Origin of the sequence: Aquimarina sp. AD10 (assembly GCF_003443715.1) — a bacterium.
GTDB classification, from domain to species: Bacteria; Bacteroidota; Bacteroidia; order Flavobacteriales; family Flavobacteriaceae; genus Aquimarina; species Aquimarina aggregata.
In genome coordinates this window covers 4,134,396-4,156,094 of record NZ_CP031965.1, presented here as the reverse complement: position 1 = coordinate 4,156,094, position 21,699 = coordinate 4,134,396, and the positions used below count along the sequence as shown (strand labels likewise).

19 protein-coding genes and 1 tRNA gene are annotated in these 21,699 nt (G+C 32.8%); 10 read left to right on the top strand and 10 right to left on the bottom strand.

Features of this window, described 5'->3' with window-relative positions:
* Positions 1–28: 28 nt before the first annotated feature.
* Positions 29–835 carry a hypothetical protein gene (locus tag D1816_RS17120; RefSeq protein ID WP_118504419.1) on the bottom strand — a complete coding sequence of 269 codons (807 nt, stop codon included), beginning with the start codon at positions 833–835 and terminating at the stop codon, positions 29–31.
* 169 nt (positions 836–1,004) lie between these two features.
* Between D1816_RS17120 and D1816_RS17115 the strand changes: the two genes are divergently transcribed.
* The 4 genes from D1816_RS17115 to D1816_RS17100 all read left to right on the top strand — a co-directional run bounded on the left by D1816_RS17115 (position 1,005) and on the right by D1816_RS17100 (position 4,541).
* The gene (locus tag D1816_RS17115; RefSeq protein ID WP_066315387.1) at positions 1,005–1,643 is read left to right on the top strand and encodes a thymidine kinase; all 639 of its coding nucleotides are present in this window, start codon (positions 1,005–1,007) and stop codon (positions 1,641–1,643) included.
* The gene (alr, locus tag D1816_RS17110) at positions 1,636–2,751 is read left to right on the top strand and encodes an alanine racemase (protein WP_118504417.1); all 1,116 of its coding nucleotides are present in this window, start codon (positions 1,636–1,638) and stop codon (positions 2,749–2,751) included. The genes D1816_RS17115 and alr overlap by 8 nt, the downstream gene beginning before the upstream one ends.
* Positions 2,752–2,851: 100 nt before the next feature.
* Complete coding sequence (gene mscL, locus D1816_RS17105) at positions 2,852–3,274, top strand: large conductance mechanosensitive channel protein MscL (protein WP_066315381.1); 423 nt, start codon at positions 2,852–2,854, stop codon at positions 3,272–3,274.
* Positions 3,275–3,548: 274 nt separating this feature from the next.
* The gene (locus tag D1816_RS17100; protein ID WP_066315378.1) at positions 3,549–4,541 is read left to right on the top strand and encodes an aspartate-semialdehyde dehydrogenase; all 993 of its coding nucleotides are present in this window, start codon (positions 3,549–3,551) and stop codon (positions 4,539–4,541) included.
* 70 nt (positions 4,542–4,611) lie between these two features.
* Here D1816_RS17100 and D1816_RS17095 read toward each other — a convergent pair whose 3' ends face one another.
* Positions 4,612–7,155, bottom strand: a complete 2,544-nt coding sequence (locus D1816_RS17095) for a M14 family zinc carboxypeptidase (protein ID WP_118504415.1) — start codon at positions 7,153–7,155, stop codon at positions 4,612–4,614.
* Positions 7,156–7,345: 190 nt separating this feature from the next.
* Between D1816_RS17095 and D1816_RS17090 the strand changes: the two genes are divergently transcribed.
* From D1816_RS17090 to D1816_RS17075, 4 genes are all read left to right on the top strand, one after another.
* A complete protein-coding gene (locus D1816_RS17090; protein ID WP_118504413.1) occupies positions 7,346–7,714 on the top strand; it encodes a DoxX family membrane protein in 369 nt (122 codons plus the stop codon).
* A gap of 218 nt (positions 7,715–7,932) precedes the next feature.
* A complete protein-coding gene (locus tag D1816_RS17085) occupies positions 7,933–10,083 on the top strand; it encodes a prolyl oligopeptidase family protein (RefSeq protein WP_369886500.1) in 2,151 nt (716 codons plus the stop codon).
* Positions 10,084–10,174: 91 nt separating this feature from the next.
* A complete protein-coding gene (locus tag D1816_RS17080) occupies positions 10,175–11,155 on the top strand; it encodes an ABC transporter ATP-binding protein (RefSeq protein WP_118504408.1) in 981 nt (326 codons plus the stop codon).
* Between the two features lie 302 nt (positions 11,156–11,457).
* Positions 11,458–12,687, top strand: coding sequence for a T9SS type A sorting domain-containing protein (locus D1816_RS17075; RefSeq protein WP_066315361.1), 1,230 nt, complete (start codon positions 11,458–11,460; stop codon positions 12,685–12,687).
* A gap of 52 nt (positions 12,688–12,739) precedes the next feature.
* On the opposite strand, the gene D1816_RS17070 is transcribed toward D1816_RS17075, so the two are convergent.
* The 6 genes from D1816_RS17070 to D1816_RS17045 form a co-directional block, all read right to left on the bottom strand.
* Positions 12,740–13,495 (bottom strand): UDP-2,3-diacylglucosamine diphosphatase, encoded by a 756-nt coding sequence (locus D1816_RS17070; RefSeq protein ID WP_118504406.1) that lies wholly within the window; start codon positions 13,493–13,495, stop codon positions 12,740–12,742.
* Positions 13,496–13,585: 90 nt separating this feature from the next.
* Positions 13,586–14,038, bottom strand: a complete 453-nt coding sequence (locus D1816_RS17065) for a 6-carboxytetrahydropterin synthase (RefSeq protein WP_066315357.1) — start codon at positions 14,036–14,038, stop codon at positions 13,586–13,588.
* Positions 14,039–14,176: 138 nt separating this feature from the next.
* Positions 14,177–15,694, bottom strand: coding sequence for a serine hydrolase domain-containing protein (locus D1816_RS17060; RefSeq protein ID WP_118504404.1), 1,518 nt, complete (start codon positions 15,692–15,694; stop codon positions 14,177–14,179).
* A gap of 58 nt (positions 15,695–15,752) precedes the next feature.
* Complete coding sequence (locus tag D1816_RS17055; protein ID WP_066315354.1) at positions 15,753–16,517, bottom strand: enoyl-CoA hydratase/isomerase family protein; 765 nt, start codon at positions 16,515–16,517, stop codon at positions 15,753–15,755.
* Between the two features lie 422 nt (positions 16,518–16,939).
* Positions 16,940–18,268, bottom strand: a complete 1,329-nt coding sequence (locus D1816_RS17050; RefSeq protein ID WP_118504402.1) for an MATE family efflux transporter — start codon at positions 18,266–18,268, stop codon at positions 16,940–16,942.
* Complete coding sequence (locus tag D1816_RS17045) at positions 18,265–18,765, bottom strand: GNAT family N-acetyltransferase (protein ID WP_066315350.1); 501 nt, start codon at positions 18,763–18,765, stop codon at positions 18,265–18,267. Before D1816_RS17045 ends, D1816_RS17050 begins: the two co-directional genes overlap by 4 nt.
* A gap of 180 nt (positions 18,766–18,945) precedes the next feature.
* Between D1816_RS17045 and D1816_RS17040 the strand changes: the two genes are divergently transcribed.
* Both D1816_RS17040 and D1816_RS17035 read left to right on the top strand, forming a co-directional pair.
* Positions 18,946–19,746, top strand: a complete 801-nt coding sequence (locus D1816_RS17040) for a universal stress protein (protein ID WP_118504400.1) — start codon at positions 18,946–18,948, stop codon at positions 19,744–19,746.
* Between the two features lie 5 nt (positions 19,747–19,751).
* Positions 19,752–19,825, top strand: a tRNA-Ala gene (locus D1816_RS17035).
* A 71-nt stretch (positions 19,826–19,896) separates the two neighbouring features.
* Here D1816_RS17035 and D1816_RS17030 read toward each other — a convergent pair.
* A complete protein-coding gene (locus tag D1816_RS17030) occupies positions 19,897–20,463 on the bottom strand; it encodes a hypothetical protein (protein ID WP_066315346.1) in 567 nt (188 codons plus the stop codon).
* Between the two features lie 75 nt (positions 20,464–20,538).
* Complete coding sequence (locus tag D1816_RS17025; RefSeq protein WP_066315344.1) at positions 20,539–21,672, bottom strand: AraC family transcriptional regulator; 1,134 nt, start codon at positions 21,670–21,672, stop codon at positions 20,539–20,541.
* Between the last annotated feature and the right edge of the window lie 27 nt (positions 21,673–21,699).

Here is a 21,699-nt window from a genome sequence, read left to right as displayed (position 1 = left end):
TTATTTTTTATCATTTAAACTATCGTATCTACTCATCAAATTTACTAAGCACAGTAGTTATAAAGCGCTCTTCATATTCTTCTTTATTTTCCCAATGGTTATAATCTGGTTTCACCATGTTTATTATAAACTCTTGAGCTTCCTTTTTATTTGTTAATGTATTAAGTTGGGATAATACACGATTATAATCTGGAGCGCTACCTTCAAAAAGATACTTGATAAACGCTAATCGGTCATTTAACCCAATATGGATATCTTTACGAAGCTGTTCATTAAGTGATTTAGGCCTCTCATCTTGAGTTTCGGTCTCGAATGTAGATCGTGCATGCGTTTTATAATCTTCTTGATCTTTATTGGCTCTATTTTCAGTACTATGTAAATTATTTATTGCTTTATCTTCCTTAGCAATTGCGGGTACAAAAAGATCTTCTGTAACTCGAGCGTTAATTTCTTCGATTACTAACTCCGGTTTATGCTCGACGTTTGATTCTTCGATTATTTGTTCTACTTCTTGTAATTCTGGCTCTACTATCGTTTCAACAACAGGTTCCTCTTTTATAATCGGTTCTAATTCTGAAATTTCTATTCCTTCAGTTTCCTGAATTTTATTTTCAATCTTTACTTCTTTTTCTAAAACACTTTGATCAATAGCGGCTCTAACTTGCCCAATGGTAGGCTGAGGACCTGCAAAATGGCTCTCAGAAAAATTAAGAATAGTTAATTTTTCATAGACCTGTCTCGCTTCTTCTTGCAACTGGGGTAATGTCCCGCTACCTTTAAGTTGTAATATTCTATGAGCAATACTAATAAGCTCGGCTTCCAATTTCTTCTTCATAACTTTCTTATTCGTTTATAATACTGCTATTTGTTTTTTAATAAATTTACCTCATCTTTAATGCAATACCAAAAAAAGATGTAAATCAATAACCATTTTAGGTGGTTTTAAAATTCATCTGGTATGTTAAGGAGAAGGGATTTCTTTAATTGATGCTGAAAAATACAAAATGTTTCTCGAAAATACAGTAAATCATAAAGAGCAATTTGGTTGGATAGAGGTAATCTGTGGTTCTATGTTTTCGGGCAAGACCGAAGAATTAATTCGCAGGTTAAAACGCGCTAAATTTGCAAAACAAAAAGTTGAAATATTTAAACCTGCAATCGACACAAGATATGACGATGAAATGGTGGTTTCTCATGATTCAAATGAGATTAGATCAACTCCAGTACCAGCAGCCGCAAATATTAGAATATTAGCAAACACGTGTGATGTGATAGGAATAGATGAAGCTCAATTTTTTGATGATGAAATTGTTGCTGTTTGCAATGATTTAGCAAATCAAGGAATTAGAGTAATTGTTGCTGGTTTGGATATGGATTTTAAAGGCAATCCTTTTGGACCAATGCCAGCATTAATGGCTACCGCAGAATATGTTACTAAAGTACACGCCGTTTGCACAAGAACAGGAAACTTGGCACAGTTTAGCTACCGCAAATCTACAAAAGATGATTTAGTCTTACTAGGTGAAACCGAGGAGTACGAACCTCTAAGTCGGGGAGCATATTATAAAGCTATGCTAAAAGAAAAGGTAAGCAAAATGGACGTTAAAGACCCTAAGGAAATATCTAAGAAATCGAATGAGTAGTAGTGTAAAAGAAACTGTATTAGAAATCAACCTTAGCCATCTTACTCACAATTATACCTATTTAAAAAGTAAGATCGATGCTACCGTAAAAATGTTAGCTGTTGTAAAAGCATCTGGATATGGTAGCGATGCGGCGATAATGGCTGCACATTTAGAAAAAATAGGGGTAGATTATTTTGCTGTTGCGTATGTTTCTGAAGGAATTACTCTAAGAGAAGCCGGTATTACAACACCCATTTTAGTACTGCATCCTCAGCCTGTAAACTTTGAAAAGTTAATCAAATATGATTTAGAGCCAAGTATTTATAGCCTTAGAACGTTGACAAAATTTATTGAGGTAGCGACTTTAAATAAACAAAAAGAATATCCTATTCATATAAAGTTTAATAGTGGACTAAATCGTATTGGGTTTGGTGAAAATGATATTGATCATATTATTGACAAACTCTCTAAAACTGATAGTATAAAAATAGTAGCTATACTTTCTCATTTAGCTGCAAGTGAAGATCATTCTGAAAGAGATTTTACGGTGCATCAAATCAACCTCTTTAGAAAAATAACGGATATTATGATAGAGAGATTGGGATATAGACCATTACTGCATCAATCTAATACTTCTGGATTACTTAATTATCCCGAGGCCCATTTTGATATGGTACGTGCAGGTATTGGATTATATGGCTATGGTAATGATGCTAAATATGACGCTCAACTCAAACCCGTAGCTTCTTTAAAGTCAGTAATTTCTCAAATTCATAAGTTAGAACCAGGAGACTCAGTCGGATACAATAGAGCATTTAAGGCTAGTGATTTTACAAAAACTGCCACTATTCCGATTGGCCATGCAGATGGTATAAGTAGGCAATATGGTAATAAAAAAGGATTTGTAATGATCAAAGGCAAACAGGCCTTTATCATTGGCAATGTATGTATGGATATGATTATGGTTGATGTTACAAATATTGATTGTGAAGAAGGTGATGAAATCTCTATTTTTGACGCCAATTCGGATGCTGCTAAAGTCGCTGAGTTATCAGGAACCATTTCTTATGAGCTATTAACCGCAATAGCGCAACGCGTAAAACGTATTGTTATCGATGATAATTGATTTTTGTCGAAAAGAAATGCGTATTAATAAAGATAATTTTAACAAACGCTGTTTTTTTTCGTTAAATTAGTACTATACTAATTATCTAAATATAATCAATATGGGATTTTTTAAGGATTTTAAATCTTTTTTACTAAAAGGAGATATTGTTGCCTTAGCCACAGCTGTTGTAATTGGTGGCGCCTTTAACAAAATTGTTGGTTCGGCAGTAGCCGATATCATTATGCCAATCGTTGGTGTTATTACAGGAGGAACAGATTTTACTCAAAAATTCATTTCATTAGACGGACAAGCCTATGAAACCCTAGCCGCAGCTAAAGAGGCTGGAGCTGCTGTAATGACGTATGGTAATCTAATACAAGCGATAATCAACTTTATCATTGTTGGATTATTTATTTTTATTGTGCTTAAAGCATATGAAAAATCTAAAAAGAAAGAGGAAGAGGCTGCACCTGCACCTCCTGCTGGTCCTACACAAGAAGAATTACTTGCCGAAATAAGAGATCTTCTGAAAAAGCAGTAATTGTTATACAAGAATTATCTATAGCTACCGCTATACTACATATTCTAACTAAACCGTCCTTGATTGGGCGGTTATTTTTTTACAATTTGTTTTATATATAACAAATCATGATAATTTCTATATTTTTATGTAAAATAATTGTCATACTAGAAATATTCCGCACATTTGAGGAAATTTAAACAGTTTATACGATTTTTGTATCATCAAAAATGAAGTAGGCTTTAAAAATAAAAGTTTCTAAAATAGAGAAACACTAAAATATAATAAGTAGAATATGAAAGTTGCTGTTGTTGGTGCTACTGGTTTGGTAGGTACCGTAATGTTAAAAGTATTAGCGGAAAGAAATTTTCCTGTAACAGAATTAATCCCTGTAGCCTCAGAGAGATCAATAGGTAAAAAAATCTCTTATAAAGATAAAGAATATACTGTAGTTGGATTAACAACCGCTATTGAGATGCAACCTGATGTAGCATTGTTTTCTGCAGGAGGAGATACTTCTTTAGAATGGGCTCCAAAATTTGCAGAAGCTGGTATTACTGTTATTGACAATTCTTCTGCCTGGAGAATGGATCCAACAAAAAAATTAGTTGTACCAGAAATTAATGCCACAGCATTAACCAAAGAAGACAAAATTATTGCTAATCCTAATTGTTCAACAATACAATTAGTTATGGCTTTGGGACCATTACACGATAAATATAAAATCAATCGTGCGGTTATTTCTACTTATCAATCTATAACAGGTACTGGCGTGAAAGCAGTGCAACAGTTAGAGAACGAATATGCTGGTGAAAAAGGAGAAATGGCGTATCCTTATCCTATTCACCGTAATGCCATTCCGCATTGTGACGTTTTTCAAGAAAATGGATATACCAAAGAGGAGATGAAATTAGTGAACGAGACACAAAAAATTCTTGATGATCGCACAATTGCTGTTACTGCTACTGCAATACGAATACCTGTTGTTGGGGGGCATAGTGAGAGCGTGAATCTGGAATTTGAAAATGAATTTGTTGAAAACGATGTAAGAACGCTATTGAATGATACCTCTGGAGTAACCGTACAAGATAATCCGGATACCAATACGTATCCAATGCCTATTTATGCAGAAGGTAAAAATGATGTTTTTGTAGGCAGAATTCGTAGAGATCACTCTAGAGAGAATGCCTTAAACATGTGGGTAGTATCAGATAATTTACGTAAAGGTGCTGCGACTAATGCCGTACAGATAGGTGAGTATCTTATTCAAAACGAATTGATAGGTTAATCTACACCAATTATATATAAATTAAAACCCTCGTTATTTTAAATAACGAGGGTTTTAATTTATTGGATACTTATTTCTCAACCTTAGGAACGTTAATATGATTACCTAAAAATAATGCATTCAAAAACAAACGGTTAGTACCGTACCACGATCCCCTAAAATTTGGATTATCAGCAAACAAAATTACACGCCCGCCCCCAAGTTTACTTACAATTAAAGACGCTGATGGTTTCAAATAGTTTTCGTAATTGTCGATAGAAATATACCCATCTATGTGTGCATTATTTGTATACTTTGCTACAGTAGCATATGGATTCTCACTGGGCACCACAAATACTTCATTATTTTTATATACTGGTAATGACCTATTGCGATATCCAAAACCTAATGGATGTGTAATGTCAAGATCTACTTCAAAAATAGCACCTCCTAAACGTTCACGACCTATGTTTTCTCCGGCATCAACATACGGCAATCGTTTTACTTTTTTGTTTTTTGTAGTATCCTTAGGTTTTTTGGTAAGGTTTTCTTTTACTATTTTTTTATCTATTGCCCATTTAGAGGCTCTGGATATGGTCACTAACGTATTTCCTTGCTCTACCCAATTTTTTATCTTTTTCTGACGAAGAGAGTCTAATTGCTTATACCCTCCTGAAACCATTACCATAGTAGTATACTTTTCTAATGGCAAACGATCAAAATCGTTAATCTGTAACTTGGTAATTGGCATATGCACTCTAGTATCTAAAAGATGCCAAACCTCACCTGCCTCATAAGAACTAACACCATCGCCCACAAGTAATACCGCTTTTGGAGTATCTAATTTTTGAAAATTTCGGCTTCCTAAATCAATTCCATTAGTACTAAATCCAGAATTAGTTGCATAAACAGGAACATTGAATTTGTTCTGAGTCTCTTTAATAATTGCATATACCTCATCACTAGTTTTTTCTTGTTTACTTACGGGAATAAGAATACTACCGTAATTAAAGTTTTTCTCTCCTACAGAGGTCATACTACTAAAAGGTTTAAACGCGGCAGCTACTTTTAATCCTTGTGACTGCATATGATACAAGGCTGCTGGTGCGTTATAATCGTCCCAATCTAGAATGTAAGCATAATTAGATTTTTCTGTTTTTTCAAAACTTACTAGATCATCGGTTGTAGAAATTTGTTCATTAAGATTAGTAGCTGGTACTACTTTATATTTCATATTATAAAAATTAGCCAAACTCCATGCAGAAGCATCATAAAACACACTATCGCGATATTTAGTATAAGTCTCAAAAATTGTTTGTACCATTCGTTGTTGCGGCTGTTTTACAGGAACTATAAATCGTTTTCCATTCTTATATACTTTAATTTTATGCAGTAATAATTTATCAATAAAAGACTTATTACGGTTTTGATCATACAAATCACCAAACTCATAGGCATTAACCCCTTTTTTTAGAGTAGTACTTACCGCCGATTTAAAAAAATCTTGTTGATATTTACGAAGTACCACCCTATTCTCTACCGCTGCTTTGATAGTGGCAATACTAGATATGTATTGATTTCGAATTGTAAACGGAAATGAAATAGTGCCATAATCTGTATCTTGTAAATGTCCTCTAGAACTCGCTTGCTCAAATAACAATGCTAAGCCTCCTTGCAAATCAGGATAAGAAGATCCATAACCCGGATATGTGCCATCAAAAGCTTCTTTTGTAAAATAAAAAGACCCTATATTATCTAATGCACTTGAAAAATAAGGAGCAAATAGATTATTTAAATCTTTATAATTTTCTTTGGGCATTATAGGATCTTGAGAACCTATAGGTTTCATGGGTTCAAAAAAATAAGTGCTGTTTGTTCCCATTTCATGAAAGTCAGTAACTACATTTGGATACCATTCATGATACCATTTTAGTTTTCCTCTACTTTCTGGATTAATCCCTAGTAACCAATCCCGATTAAGATCAAACCAATAGTGGTTGGTTCGACCTCTAGGCCACATTTCATTATGTTCTGCATCATAATTATCACTTACCAAAGGGCTACCTTTAAATTGATTTGCCCACTGTGTATGCCTATCTCGACCATCTGGATTAATTGTAGGATCAATAAATACAATAGCATTTTCGATATACTGCGTTACTTCTTCACTAGTAGAAGCTATTAGCGTATATGCCGTTAACATGGCTGCTTCTGCACTAGAGGGTTCATTACCATGCACATTATAACCTAACTGAACAAAAACTGGTATTTCATTATAATTAGTAGCAGTTTTATTGGGATCTGTAAACGTTAAATGTTGTTCTTTAAGAGAAGAAAGGTTATTTATATTTTGAGCACTAGAAACAGTAAGCATAACAAGTTTTCGGTTCTCATGTGTTTTTCCATAAATGGTTATCGAAGCCTTATCAGAAATCTCAGCAAGTTTTATAAAATAGGCGACTATTTGATCATGTCGCGTATGCTGTTCACCGATAGAATATCCAAGAAAAGATTCTGGAGACGGGATTTCAGAATTAAATGGTTGTTTATCCTTGTAAAAATAATCTTGAGCAATAGAAAAAATAGGAAATATACATGCAAGGAAAATGTACTTTATTTGATGTGTGAGTTTCATTAATTTGTCGATTAAAAGATATTTGTCTTTAGTTTATAAAGGCATTTTACGTGTTTATAAAATATATAAACCCCTTCATTAAGAACCTTGGTCTAAGGTATTTCTTTCATCTTATTCCTCACCTAAATTTGTAAGGTTTTTAACATTTTCGTCTCTAATACAGTAATTTAATCCCAGAAAAAACAAAAAAATGAAAAAATTAATTTTAGCACTAAAAATATTATTAGGAGTGATGTTAATCGTTTTTGGAAGTAATAAATTTATAGGATTTCTTCCAGATTTTGAATTTGCAAATCCAGAAGCAGGAATACTATTTGGTGCACTTGCAAATAGCTATATTTTAAAAACAGTAGGGCTTATCGAAGTGATTGTAGGACTCTTATTAGTAACTAATAAAGCGGTACCCTTTGCCTTGATCCTTATGGCACCTATATCTGTGAATATCATTTTATTCCATGGTACATTGGACCCTGCTAATATAGGTCCTGGCGCTTTTGTTTTTATTGTAAACACTTTTTTGATATATAAACATTGGACCAAGTACAAAACACTTTTCTAAGTCCAATTTTTTTTGTTTCTTACAGAAAATTCTGACTGCTCTTACATCGTAATCCGACGTACTACTATACCCCAAAGTAATACCGAAGAAACCCATTTTTCTTCATGGATTATAATAAGGAGCAGTCTTTTTTTATAGTTTCTTTAGCATTTTAAAACCCTCGTTTTGATAGATTTGTCAAAATTCTAACGGATTACACTATGAAAAACAGACTGTTTATGCTATCAATTATTGTTTTAACGGTAGCATGCAAAAATGAAACTAAAGAACAAAACTCAAAAACAAGCATGGCAGTAGACTATTCTGAAACTAAAAAAGTAGATACTGTTGATACGTATTTTGGCACTGAAGTTAAAGACCCTTATCGCTGGTTAGAAGATGATAGAAGTGAAGAAACGGGTAAATGGGTAGCAGCTCAAAACAAAACTACTTTTGGGTATCTAGAAAACATTCCTTTTAGAGAAGATTTAAAAAAACGTCTCTCTGATCTTTGGAATTATGAGAAAGTAGGTTCTCCTTTTAAGGAAGGTGACTATACTTACTTTTATAAAAATAATGGGCTTCAGAACCAATTTGTAATTTATCGTTTCAAAAACGAAGGTGACGAACCCGAAGTTTTTCTAGACCCTAATACCTTTAGTAAAGACGGAACTACCTCTCTGGCAGGAGCCAGTTTTTCTAAAAACGGAAAACTTTTAGCCTATTCAATTTCCGAAGGTGGTAGTGACTGGCGTAAAGTTATTATCAAAAATGTAGAGACAAATGAAATTGTAGAAGATACCATAATCGATGTAAAGTTTTCTGGAATGTCCTGGAAAGGAAACGAAGGGTTTTACTACTCTAGTTACGATAAACCAAAAGGAAGTGAGCTTTCGGCAAAAACGGATCAACATAAATTGTATTATCACAAATTGGGAACCCCACAAAAAGAAGATCAACTCATTTTTGGAGGTACCCCAGAAGAAAAGCATAGATATGTTGGGGGATCGGTAACCGAAGATGATCGATATTTAATTATCTCTGGCAGCGTTTCTACTTCTGGAAATAAGTTATTTATTAAAGATCTTACAAAACCTAACAGTTCCCTAATTACGATTTTAAATGAACCAAATAGTGATAGTTACATTATAGAAAATGTAGGATCCAAATTATATATTGTTACTAATTTGAATGCTCCAAATCAAAAAATAGTAACGGTAGATGCAGCTAATCCAACTCCAGAAAACTGGAAAGATTTTATCCCTGAAACCGAAAATGTATTAAGTCCTAATACCGGTGGAGGATACTTTTTTGCTGAATATATGGTTGATGCGGTTTCTAAAGTATTGCAATATGATTATGATGGAAAACTAATACGTGAAATCGAATTACCAGGTGTAGGTAGTGCTAATGGTTTCGGAAGTAAAAAAGAAGAAAAAGAACTGTATTATTCTTTTACAAATTATAAGACACCTGGCAGTATTTATAAATATGATATCGCAAACGGAACTTCAGAACTTTATAATAAACCAAAAATAGATTTTAATCCAGATAATTATGAGAGTAATCAGGTATTTTATACCTCAAAAGATGGTACAAAAATACCGATGATTATCACACATAAAAAAGGAATCGAATTAAATGGTAAAAACCCCACCATATTATATGCCTATGGCGGTTTTAATATTAGTCTCACACCATCTTTTAGTATTGTTAATGCAGTTTGGATGGAGCAAGGTGGTATTTATGCAGTACCTAATATTAGAGGTGGTGGAGAGTATGGCAAAAAATGGCATGATGCGGGTACAAAAATGCAAAAACAAAATGTATTTGATGATTTTATAGCTGCTGCAGAATTTTTAATAGCAAAAAAATATACCTCTAGTGATTATCTAGCCATTCGTGGTGGATCAAATGGTGGACTTTTAGTTGGTGCTACGATGACGCAACGCCCTGACCTTATGAAAGTAGCCTTACCCGCTGTTGGTGTTTTAGATATGCTTCGTTATCATACCTTTACGGCAGGTGCAGGATGGGCCTATGATTACGGAACGGCAGAAGACAATAAAGAAATGTTTGACTATTTAAAAGGCTACTCGCCTGTTCATAATGTAAAAGAAGGTGTACAATACCCTGCAACTTTGGTGACTACTGGTGATCATGATGATAGAGTAGTGCCTGCACATTCATTTAAATTTGCAGCAGAATTACAAGCTAAACAAACTGGTGATAATCCAACTTTAATACGAATTGAAACTAATGCTGGTCATGGAGCAGGAACACCAGTAAGCAAGACTATTGATCAATTTGCAGATATTTTTGGGTTTACCCTTTACAATATGGGTTATGAAGTATTACCCGAAAAAGTAAATAATAAAGTAAAAGGATAATCTTATTAATTTCACAGATTAAAAAATCCGCTCTCTTAAAAGAAGCGGATTTTTTAGTGTATAACTTCGTCAAAGTTCAATATATTTGAGTATGCTTACAGTACAGAATATATCCTTTGCGTATACTACCGAACCGATTTTAAAAAATGTCTCTTTTACTATTGAAAAAGGACAACACATTGCGTTGATTGGAGCTAGTGGTTGTGGTAAAAGCACATTACTTAAGATCATTTATGGGCTACTGGATGTACATGAAGGTGAATTATATTGGGAAGATAAAAAAATACTAGGCCCGAGTTTCCATTTAATCCCAGGTCAAGAAAATATGAAATACCTGTCCCAGGGTTTTGAATTACAACCGTATCGAAGTGTTTCAGAAAATATTGGCCAGTATCTCTCTAATTTTGAACCTGACCTTAAAAAGGGTCGCGTAAATGAGTTACTAGAAATAGTAGAAATGACTGCATTTGCAAATATAAAAGTTGAAAACTTAAGTGGCGGACAAAAACAAAGAGTGGCTCTAGCAAAAGCACTTGCCAAAAAGCCTGAAATATTATTACTAGATGAGCCTTTCGGAAACATAGATAATTTTAGAAGGAGTGCATTACGTAGAAATTTATATAAATACCTTATCAGAAATAAAATCACAAGTATTACTGCTACCCACGATAAAACCGATATTCTTTCTTTTACAGATCAAACCATTGTCATTCGACATGGTGAAATAGTAGCCAAAGAAAACACGGTTGATCTGTATCAAAACCCCACAGATTACTATATCGCTTCTCTTTTTGGAGAAGTAAATCAAATCAAACTTTCTTCATTTTCTGATACAAAAGATGAAACTATTCTTCTTATTTATCCTCATGAATTAATCATAAATTCAAAATCAACTATAAAAGCAGAAGTAAAAGGTGCTTATTTTAATGGTAACCATTACCTCATCGAAGCCATTTTCAATAATCAGGTGATTTTTATAGAACACTCAAAAGCTCTTAAAATCTCGGAAGAAATAGGTATTGAAATTCCTGAAGAAATCATTTCATTAAGGCAAAAAAAACAGAAAGTTTAAATTCTATACAGTAGATTTACTCACTAAACTTATACCATGATAAACTTATTTTGTCTAATTCTTTAATAGGAATATCTGTTTTGATTTTGAAGCTTCCAATTTCTCAATAAGTATAGCGCTTCGTACTATACTTTATTTTTCAATCACTTTAATTCTCTTAAAAGTATGCTTTATGTATTCTTGAATACTTAAATGTACCCCTAATGTACTCCTTTTAAACGTAGTTTATACACTTATAATCAGACCTTTGATATAATAACAATAAAATTTCAAACTAACTCATTTAAACTAACTACACAATTATGAAACGTAAATTATCTATTTTTATTTTTTTACTTGCTCTAAGCATTACTTCAGTAATTGCACAATCAAATCCTAAGGCTGACGGTTCTCTTGCAAAAGTACCTGATACAGGATGTACCGGTCAAGATACCTATGATCAAGGTGTAAAAATAGTTCCTAACGCAAACTCATGGACAGATAGCTATCAAGCAAATGATCTTTGTTTCTGTAAATCTTCTTTTGATCATGGTGTTGGTAATTTCAAAATCACCATCAACGGGCAAGGAAGAAATATTAAAGACATCTGCGATGAGCTTAAAAAGCATCCTAAATTCAGAAACATACGAAACGGAGATCCACGATACAATACCATACAGTGTGGTAACGAACCAGGACACGGAGATGCAATCACTATACAAGGTAAGAGAATTAAGGATGAAAAAGTATGTCCTGGTCGTGTAGATCAAGGTAGCAAAGGATGTAAATGTAAAGGACCTGGATATGACATGGCGTGGTTAAGAACCAGAGCACGATTTGGCGGTAATGGCGGTGGAAATAACGGAGGAGGTAATAATAGCGGCGGATCTGTTACTTTTAAAGGTCAATCTATCAATAAGTACCTAAGCACAAACATGAATTTTAACAGTGGTAGCGCTGGAAACCAACAAAAATTTTCAGTTCAATCTGCAGGAAACGGTACTGTAAGCATTAAGGCTAGTAATGGAAAATATGTAAGCTCTGAGAATGGAAATAAGCGCATGACTGCAAATCGTAATGCCGTTGGAGCTTGGGAAAAATTCACATTAGTATCCCAAGGAGGTGATGTATATGCTATTAGAGGAAACAATGGAAAATATGTAAGTCATGAAAATGGTAATGGTGCGGCTAATTGTAATCGAGGAGCTATTGGAGCATGGGAGAAATTCGTAATCAAAGGACTTTCTTCATCAAGAATCGCTACCAGTAAAAGTGGAGACCTTTTGAGTACAAATATTAGTGTATATCCTAATCCATCTACCCTAAGTAATGTTAATCTCCAAATTGATACTCAAAACAAAGTATCATCTACATTAGAGATTATGGATTTAAATGGAAGAAGTATTGCAAAAAAAGATTTAGGAATCTTAAGATCAGGAGCTAATACCATTTCACTAAATGAATTTAGTAATGTTGTTGGTAGTGCTGGTTTATACTTAGTAAAAGTAAAAGTAGGTAATAAAACTGTTGTAAAACAAATGATATTGAAGTAATCAATCGTCAAAATATTGCAAAAGGAGTAGTTTTATGAACTACTCCTTTTTATTACTTATATTTTTTTAATTGTAAATCTTTACCATCAAAAACTGCATATGTATAATGAGTGATCCAATCACCAAGATTTGTATATCTCGATGTTTCATTTAATTTGATCTCCATAGGTAAATGTCTATGGCCGAATACAAAATAATCTCGATGTTTACTTTCGAGTTTTCTTTTACAATATTGCACGAGCCATTCGTTTTCTTCACCCAAAAACACCACATCCTCATCTCCTGAAATTAGTTTATTCTTTACAGATAAGTATTGTGCTAGTTTAACCCCCAAATCCGGATGTAACCATCTAAAAAACCATTTAGCCACAGGGTTTGTAAACACTTTCTTCATTCTTTTATATCCTTTATCTCCCGGTCCTAATCCATCGCCATGTCCGATAAAAAAAGTTGTCGTATTAAACGTAAACTCTTGGGGTTTATGATATACAGGAATGTTTAATTCTTCTTCAAAATAACCATTCATCCATAAGTCATGATTACCAACAAAATAGTATACAGGAATACCAGAATCTGTAATTTCTGCGAGTTTACCCAACGTTCTTGTAAATCCTTTAGGAACTACAGTCTTATACTCAAACCAAAAATCAAAAAGATCTCCTAACAAAAAAATTGCTGCTGCATCTTTTTTAACTTCGTCTAACCATTTCACAAACTCCTGTTCTCTAGGAAAGCTCTCTTTTGATGTAGGAGCCCCTAGGTGATTATCACTTGCAAAATATATATTTTTCCCTTCAGGAAGGTTCATAGTTTTTATTTGAAATGTAAATATAGGAAATCCACTATAAGGCGTAAAAGGTTTTACACATCATCTATATAGCACAATAGAGTTTCTCACTTAAGAATTATCACTTGCAAACCACTCTGCATAGGATGTTTCAGTTTCTTGCAGTTTAAGTGAATGTAATTGAATATTACCAGGTAATCTATCTTTGATCTTTTGAGCAAAATCAATGACCATATTTTCACTAGTAGGTTGGTAGTCTACTAAAATCACATTATGACCTCTATCTGCAAGTTCTTTTGCAAGTTCTTTGTGCGGTGTGTTTTTATTAAATACAGTAGCGTGATCAAACACATCTTCGATATCTTCTTTTACAATTTTCTTAAGATCTCCAAAATCGATTACCATTCCTAATTTTACATGAGACGTATCTGTAATTGGAGTGCCTATTACGGTTACACTTAACTTATAGCTATGGCCATGTACATTTCTACATTTACCGTCATACCCATATAATGCATGACCTGTTTCAAAAGAGAATTGTTTGGTGATCCGAATTTTACTCATTGCCTATTTTATAAATTTTTACAAAGTTAAGGAAGATTACCTTCTCTTTCTTCTATTTATAAAATATACCACTGCTAAACCTATTCCTAAAATTAAGAATAATCCATTTCCTCCTAAAAAATTCAATATTTCCATTTGTTATTTTGTACTTATATTATTTATCCTCTCGATCATCATTTTAGCATTATCGTTTTCTGGATTTAATACTAAAGACTTTTTATAATTTAGTAAAGACAATTCATAGTTCTTATCTTCAAAATACCCTTCTCCAAGACTATCATAAGGATTTGAAGCTTCAGGAAACTCGGCTACTAACAGTGTAAACACTTTTATAGCGGCTTTGATTTTTCCTTTTCTAAGAAGTCGGTATCCTAACACATTTAATTCATTTTCATTCGAAAAATTGTATCCGTTAGGGTTTTCTTTTTTTAACTGGTGATAATACTGAATTCCTTTATCTACATCTTCGAAACATACGTTCGAAATTGCACGGGAAATTGATTTTTCTCCAAAAGGCTTTAAATCATCTACCAATCCATCTGCTACTTCGCCTAAGACTGATGCTGCTCTACCCCCACCAACATTAGTAGTAACTGCAATACCCATTTTATATTCTGGATATACATAGAAATATGTATTAGCTCCAAACATACCACCGTGATGATGGTAAAATGCTCCTTCTTTATTTTCATCAACGCGCCAAAAATATCCAACCCATTCATCGTCATTTTCTTGATAGATTTTTTTGTGAGATTCTTGAACTACAGCATTAGAATTGTCTAATTGAAACTGCATGTACTTTATTAGGTCTGGCATTGATGATTTTAATGCTCCGGCAGCACCCCAAAGTTTAATCGGCATAGGGAAATGAGGCATTTGGTTGCCTTTATCATCATATCCATTTGCTAACCTACTATGTTCCTCTTCATTTAGATTCATTTTGGTATTGGTCATTCCCGCTTTTTTAAAAACAAATTCATCTAATAAGGTTGAAAATGACTTTTCATAAGTAGTTTCTAAAATATGTCCCATAAGATTAGCTCCTAGATTAGAGTACCTATACCTTGTTCCTGGAACAGTATCTAGCGTTATTTCTTTTAAATAATTAAAATAAAGATCTTTACTATACTTTCCTTCAACTTCGGCAAATTTAAAAGATAGACTATCCTCATTTTTTCTGGATAGCTCATTGATTCCTTTATTATTTGAAGGCAAACTTGCGGTATGTGTAAGTATATGCTTTATTAAAATAGGCTGACCTTCGTATTCAAGATTCTTATAATCACCGTCTAAATACTTTCGAATGTCGTCATCCAAATTTAATTCACCATCCAATACAGCTTGAGCAGCAAGCGTTCCGGTAAGTGTTTTGGTTATAGAGGCAATTTCAAAAAGTGTTTTATCATTTGGTGGATTTCCTTTTGATCTATCTATTTCACCATAATGTTTTATGTATGTTTTATCATCCTTATATATACCAATAGAAAGTGCTGTGACAGACGAATCCTTTAAAAAGTTTGCTGCATTGGTGTCCATTGAAACCTCTACAGGATTATTTTGAATTTCTTGTGCTAGTTCAGTATCATTTTTGGTAGTTGCTTTTTTACAACCTGATATACATATGATAAACAGAATATAAATTAATTTACTTTTCATTTGATTGATACTTTTATTAACAATGTATATACTAAATATGGTCTCACAATTCTGTGCATTATTTTTTAAATTTTGCTAATGCGTTTTTTGTGAATTCTGAAAGTACTAATTCACCAGAGATAGCTGCTCGTTCTAATAACAAGTTTTCCCAATGATTCGTATTTTTCCATGCTATTTTTTTCATTTCTTGTAGTGCTTGCGGATTATAACTTGCCAATTTTTCTGCAAATAATTGCACTTCTTTATTAAGCTCTTCGATAGTGCTAAAAACTCTGGCATAAAGTCCTTGTTCTTTGGCCCAATATGCGGTTTTCCATTGCGATGCATCCCAAGCCAAAGTTTCAAAACCCGATAATCCGATTTTTCGAGATACTGCTGGTTCTATTACAAAGGGTCCGATACCTATTGTTAACTCACTAAGTTTAATCGAGGCCGCTTCGGTAGCCAAACAATAATCACAAGCAGATGCTAAACCTACTCCACCTCCTACAGTTTTACCTTGAATTCTTCCGATAATTGGTTTTTTACAAAGGCGCATCGCATTAATTACTTTCGCAAAACCCGAAAAAAATCGTTTTCCTTCATCAAGATCTGTAATGGACATTAATTCATCAAAAGAGGCTCCTGCACAAAATGCTCTATCTCCCTCTGATTTTAATATGATAACATATGTGGCTTCATCATCTGATAATTGCAAAATAGCTTTCTCTAACCTATCTAGCAACGTTGATGGAAAAGAGTTACTCGCTGGGTGTCCAAATTCTATTATTCCGATTTTGTTTTCGGTGTGCACATATAGGCTTCCGTTAGATCTTTTTGTCATTAGTATTGCTTTGAGATAAAAATAGGTAATCCCTATTTGAATTCATAATATTATCATAACCATAAAAATTTGTCTATAATTATGTTTATTTCATGTTAAAAACTAATAATAAATACACATTCAACAACACCTTAAAAATAACTTACAACACTTATCTTTAAAACATGTTAGAACAATTTTTTGAAAAAAACAGATTAAGGATTGGGCTTTTTTTAATATTAGCATATTCTGTGGGGCTATTTGTCTTTCTTTTTAATTAGAAAGTCTATGTAAAATATGTGATTAAAAAACATATTTCATTAATACTATTTAATCTTTACACTTAGATCATGATAAAAAAATATTTCGAAAAATATCGTCTTGAAATTTTAATGGGATCATTGTATGTATTAACGCTTATTGGGGTTATTAGGTCACTTGCATCATAACGACAGGGATTTAAATTTTTTTCTGAACTTTAGTATCAATGTTATTCCTCTAAAAAGTGCCCAGGTAGAAAATGCTATCCAAATTCCGTAAAGTTTCAAATCAAAAAAATTACACAAATACAAGGTAGGTATAAAGGCCAAAAATGTTGCTCCCAGTAAAACATTTCTAAGATAACTCATCTCTCCTAAACCTTTAAAAACTCCATCAAAAACAAAAGCCAATCCGTTTATAGGTTGTACAATTAGTACAATAAAAAACACACTATAGAACGTCTCCAGCACAAGTGTTTCTGTAGTAAAAACTTGTCCTATGCTTCTATAAAACACGAATCCAAAAAGTGCCAAAACCAGGCTTACCATTATTCCATAAGTAGAAACTCTTTTTGCCAACTTCCATAAGGATTTATAATCTTTTGCTCCTAATAACTTACCGCTTAAAATATTTCCAGCTGCCCCATAACCGTCTATAAAAAAGGCAGTAAACATCCATATATTCATAGAGATTGTATATGCAGCAATATATTCATCACCATATTTTGTAGCGTTAGCTGTAGCAAAATACAAAGCTGTATTTAAGGCTATTGAACGTACAAAAAGATTAAGACTCATAGTAACCAATCTTCCTAACTCCTTATTTAATGGAAATTTCAATTTTAAACTTACATTAGTTTTAACCACTAGTAAAACAAAAACAAGAATCGCCATAATAAACTGAGAAATCAAGCTTGCCCATGCAGCGCCTCTAATTCCCATTGCAGGTATTACATCTTCGATACCGTATACCAAAACAAAATCCAATCCTATATTGGTTAGTGCCCCGATAAGCGCAACTATCATTGGCCAAAAAGTATTTTGAAGCCCTCTAAAAATACCAAAAACTGCAAAAGTAAATAAGGTTAAAGGGAATCCCCAAACTCTAATATCATAGTATTCTACACAATATTCTAAAATTAGCCCAGATGCATTATAGAGTTTAAAAATTTCTTCAACAAAAAATACGGTTGATAATAAAAGCACTACACTCAAGGCCACATTAAAAAATATAGCTTGTGCCGGAAGTGTTTTTACTTCTTCTATCTTACCTGCTCCTAAATATTGAGAAATAATAGCAGAAATTGCACTTCGTGTTTGTCCCAAAATCCAAATCAAAGCAGACAAAAATGAACCCACAATACCAACAGCTGCCAATGACTCGGTTCCAAATTCTGGAATATTACCTACAATAGCAGTATCTGTTATTGAAAGCAGTGGTTCTGCAATACCAGCTATTATGGCAGGCACGGCAAGTCGGTTAATATTTTTAAAACCAATAGTTTTATTCATAGTATTAGTTCGTAACAGTAAAAGGGGTGTATACTTTGTTTTGGTAAATAAATTTCTTCTAAGCGTTTATATCCACGCATTTCATAAAACTTCTGATTTCTTTTATTCTGACTAAAGGTATCTAATCGTAAAGATGTGTATTCATTATTTCTAGCGTACTGTTCTGCAAAATCCATAAGTCGTTGTGCATAACCATCTCCCCAATATTTAGGATGAACTGCTAAACGATGTATATACAAATTTCTATCATTTTCTGTCAGCCATTTTACGGGTACATATTCCTCATCAATTATTGTGGTTAGTACTACAATGCCGTAAAATGTTTCATTCTCTTCGAGCATATACAATTCTTGTAATTCTATGTCTTTTTGAAAACGTTCTAAGGTTGGGTAGTGCTCATTCCATTGATAAATGTCATTGGCAATCATGGCTTGAGCACAAGCTTGTGTTAAATCATAAACAGTAGTTAAATCAGCCAGTTGTGCTTTGCGAATCATAAAATTATTGAAAGCTCAAAAATACTAACTTTATCCTGTAGTTAGCATACGCAAACTATATTCTGATACTTATTTTAATAAACTTTATGATATTGCAAAGTGCATATTTGCATATTTTTTATTCAAGAAAAGTATAAAGTTGTAATTTTGCCAACGAATCACACAAATCAAATATTTAGAATGAAGAATATACTGGTCCCCTTTGGGCTATCTAATGAAAAAACCACGCTCTCTTTAATACAATATGCTATAGATCTGGCACAGGAGCTAGGCGGTACAATATATGTAGCTCAAGTTTTTAAAGAACTACCTAGGGCTGGTAGTCTTCCTTCTGTAAATAAAACTCTTAAGGAAATAACAGCATCTTCTATTGAAGAAAGGCTAGCTTCTCTTGATAAAAAAGGCGTAAAAATAATAGCATTACCATTAGAAGGAGATTTATTAGAATCAATACCTAAGTTTAATCTAGAACATGCTATAGATCTTATCGTTTTAAGCCCCGAAAATAGCGACATTAAAAATCCGTATTATCTAAATGAAATTTCTGGAAGCTTAGTAAAGAAGACCATAATCCCTATATTGGTTATTCCTGAAATGTATAGTTTTAGTCCTATCAAGAATATTCTTATGGCCGTTAAATCTGGTATCATAAAAAAAGAAAACGCATTAAACCCTATAAAAGAAGTTTTGAAGGCTTTTGATGCTGAATTAAAGTTACTTCAGGTAAAAACAGTTGATTTTTTGACCGAAGATTCTGAATTCGACAAAGACTTAGGAGAGATTACTAGTTCTTATAAATCTTCTGAAAATGCAACATTATTTCAAGGTGTATTAGAACATTTAAATGAGCATTACCCTGACCTTCTCTGTGTTTTTAGACGAAAACGAGGTTTTTTTGCTAAACTTTGGGAAAAAAATACCGTTCTTAAAAAAGATTTTGAAAGTAGAATTCCTTTATTAATCCTACGAGGAGTTCAATAAAAAATGGGGCATTAGCTCAGCTGGCTAGAGCGCTACGCTGGCAGCGTAGAGGTCATCGGTTCGACTCCGATATGCTCCACTCTTACCCCTTCTATAGACATGCTATAGAAGGGTTTCTTTTTTATAAAAAGAGTACATATTTTAGAAAAATTAAAATCTATATCCAATTCGTAAATGTAAATTAAGAGCAGTTTCTCCTTTATCTTTTGTGAACCCTTCATTTTTAGCAAAATAATATATGTAACCTATACCTGCTCCTGCTTCATAGTTAAAATGTTTACCTATGTTTCTTTTTAATCCCCAAGTAGGAATTATTGAAATATCTGGTACTACATTAATACTCTCGTCGCTATTTGAAATCACAAGTAGATCTGGATGATAACTTGTTTTTAAGGAAAAGAAATTACCACTATTTGCATCTATCCTTTTTCCCTTACTAATACGCTTATTCAAGTTATAATACCAGCGTGGTTCTAGAGTAAGTACCGAGGTCAACAAGAAACTCGTGTCTGGATAAAAATCATTGTTTCCACTATTAATATCAAAGCCTATTTCACTACGCAATACCATCTGATTTGATAACTTTAATTCATGATGAACCCAAACTCCAACCGCACCTATTTGAAGTCCAAAAATGGATTTTTCTACACTTGTTTTCTGAGATTGTAGCGTTAAAACAAAAGTAAAGAGAACTATCGTAAGCATTGTTTTTTTCATTGTTTTGATTTTTTGATTAAGGCACAAACCAATGAATTTAGACCTTCAGAATCGCTCCAATGGAAGCAATGGCACTTATTTACTAAACGTTTTTCGGTATACAGAAGGAGAACATCCCATTTCTTTTTTGAATATCCTATTAAAGCTAGTTTTTGACTTAAAACCACATTCATAAGAAATTGCTAATAATGTATAATTACGATACAACTCGGATTGCATCTTTTCTTTCATTTCTGCTACCCTATAAGTATTAATCAAATCGTAAAAAGTCGTATTCATGTACTGGTTTAATAATGCAGAAAGTTTCTTATCTGTAGTAGCAAGTTCCTTGGCCAATTTATTTAGTGTTAAATCTTCATCTAGATAAGGCTTATTTGTTTTTAAAATGTGATTTAATCTATTTTCTAAAACTTCAAATTCTTCTTTTTGAATATTGGTTAATATTCGTTTTTTTGAACTAGCAGAAGTGATTACTTTAGAATTTTCTAATAAGAAGTCAGGTAGTAACACTTTGGATTGATAAACGCCATAATACCCTAGATATACAATTAATATAATCATAGACATTACAGAGAGGTACTCGAAATTCCATTCAAAATTTCCATAAAAAGATTCATATACATCAATAATTAGATTGAATATAACAATGTACAATGCTCCTCTTAACATAATCTTTATCCAATTAAAATCATATGCCGTTACATTAGCCTGTGTATTCTTTGTTAACTTTCTGTACTTTGCTAATAACCTCAATGAAATAATAAGGTATACTATAAAATGTACATCTCCCAGTTTTAAAAAAATGTATATGTTTTCTGAAACTACATAGGCTAGTGTATCATTCTTAAAAATATCATATAACAAGGTAGGAATGGCAACGCCAATAGCGTATACGGCAGCTGGAATAAAATGAATCAATGTTCTTCTTACAAGTTTTTTTTCTTCTAAAAACAATGACTTAACATATAAAAATAATAACGGTCCTATTACTAAAAAACTAATATCATTAGGGACAAAACTAAGGCGTATCAACCATATGATATAATGTGATAAAGCATAAAAAAACGTCGTGATAAATAGTACAAGAACAAAAAACAAAACAAGTATTTTTTGAGGTAATTTTTGTTCTTTTTGTTGAATTAACAAGAACAATATGATCATGATAAAAACCATACCACTAACCAAAACAAAATCTAAAATCAAATTCATGAATTATCCATTATCACTATGACCTGG

Coding starts and splice junctions, on each gene's coding strand:
- D1816_RS17120 (WP_118504419.1), bottom strand. CDS start 835: ATGAAGAAGAAATTGGAAGCCGAGCTTATTAGTATTGCTCATAGAATA.
- D1816_RS17115 (WP_066315387.1), top strand. CDS start 1,005: ATGTTTCTCGAAAATACAGTAAATCATAAAGAGCAATTTGGTTGGATA.
- alr (WP_118504417.1), top strand. CDS start 1,636: ATGAGTAGTAGTGTAAAAGAAACTGTATTAGAAATCAACCTTAGCCAT.
- mscL (WP_066315381.1), top strand. CDS start 2,852: ATGGGATTTTTTAAGGATTTTAAATCTTTTTTACTAAAAGGAGATATT.
- D1816_RS17100 (WP_066315378.1), top strand. CDS start 3,549: ATGAAAGTTGCTGTTGTTGGTGCTACTGGTTTGGTAGGTACCGTAATG.
- D1816_RS17095 (WP_118504415.1), bottom strand. CDS start 7,155: ATGAAACTCACACATCAAATAAAGTACATTTTCCTTGCATGTATATTT.
- D1816_RS17090 (WP_118504413.1), top strand. CDS start 7,346: ATGAAAAAATTAATTTTAGCACTAAAAATATTATTAGGAGTGATGTTA.
- D1816_RS17085 (WP_369886500.1), top strand. CDS start 7,933: ATGCTATCAATTATTGTTTTAACGGTAGCATGCAAAAATGAAACTAAA.
- D1816_RS17080 (WP_118504408.1), top strand. CDS start 10,175: ATGCTTACAGTACAGAATATATCCTTTGCGTATACTACCGAACCGATT.
- D1816_RS17075 (WP_066315361.1), top strand. CDS start 11,458: ATGAAACGTAAATTATCTATTTTTATTTTTTTACTTGCTCTAAGCATT.
- D1816_RS17070 (WP_118504406.1), bottom strand. CDS start 13,495: ATGAACCTTCCTGAAGGGAAAAATATATATTTTGCAAGTGATAATCAC.
- D1816_RS17065 (WP_066315357.1), bottom strand. CDS start 14,038: ATGAGTAAAATTCGGATCACCAAACAATTCTCTTTTGAAACAGGTCAT.
- D1816_RS17060 (WP_118504404.1), bottom strand. CDS start 15,694: ATGAAAAGTAAATTAATTTATATTCTGTTTATCATATGTATATCAGGT.
- D1816_RS17055 (WP_066315354.1), bottom strand. CDS start 16,517: ATGACAAAAAGATCTAACGGAAGCCTATATGTGCACACCGAAAACAAA.
- D1816_RS17050 (WP_118504402.1), bottom strand. CDS start 18,268: ATGAATAAAACTATTGGTTTTAAAAATATTAACCGACTTGCCGTGCCT.
- D1816_RS17045 (WP_066315350.1), bottom strand. CDS start 18,765: ATGATTCGCAAAGCACAACTGGCTGATTTAACTACTGTTTATGATTTA.
- D1816_RS17040 (WP_118504400.1), top strand. CDS start 18,946: ATGAAGAATATACTGGTCCCCTTTGGGCTATCTAATGAAAAAACCACG.
- D1816_RS17030 (WP_066315346.1), bottom strand. CDS start 20,463: ATGAAAAAAACAATGCTTACGATAGTTCTCTTTACTTTTGTTTTAACG.
- D1816_RS17025 (WP_066315344.1), bottom strand. CDS start 21,672: ATGAATTTGATTTTAGATTTTGTTTTGGTTAGTGGTATGGTTTTTATC.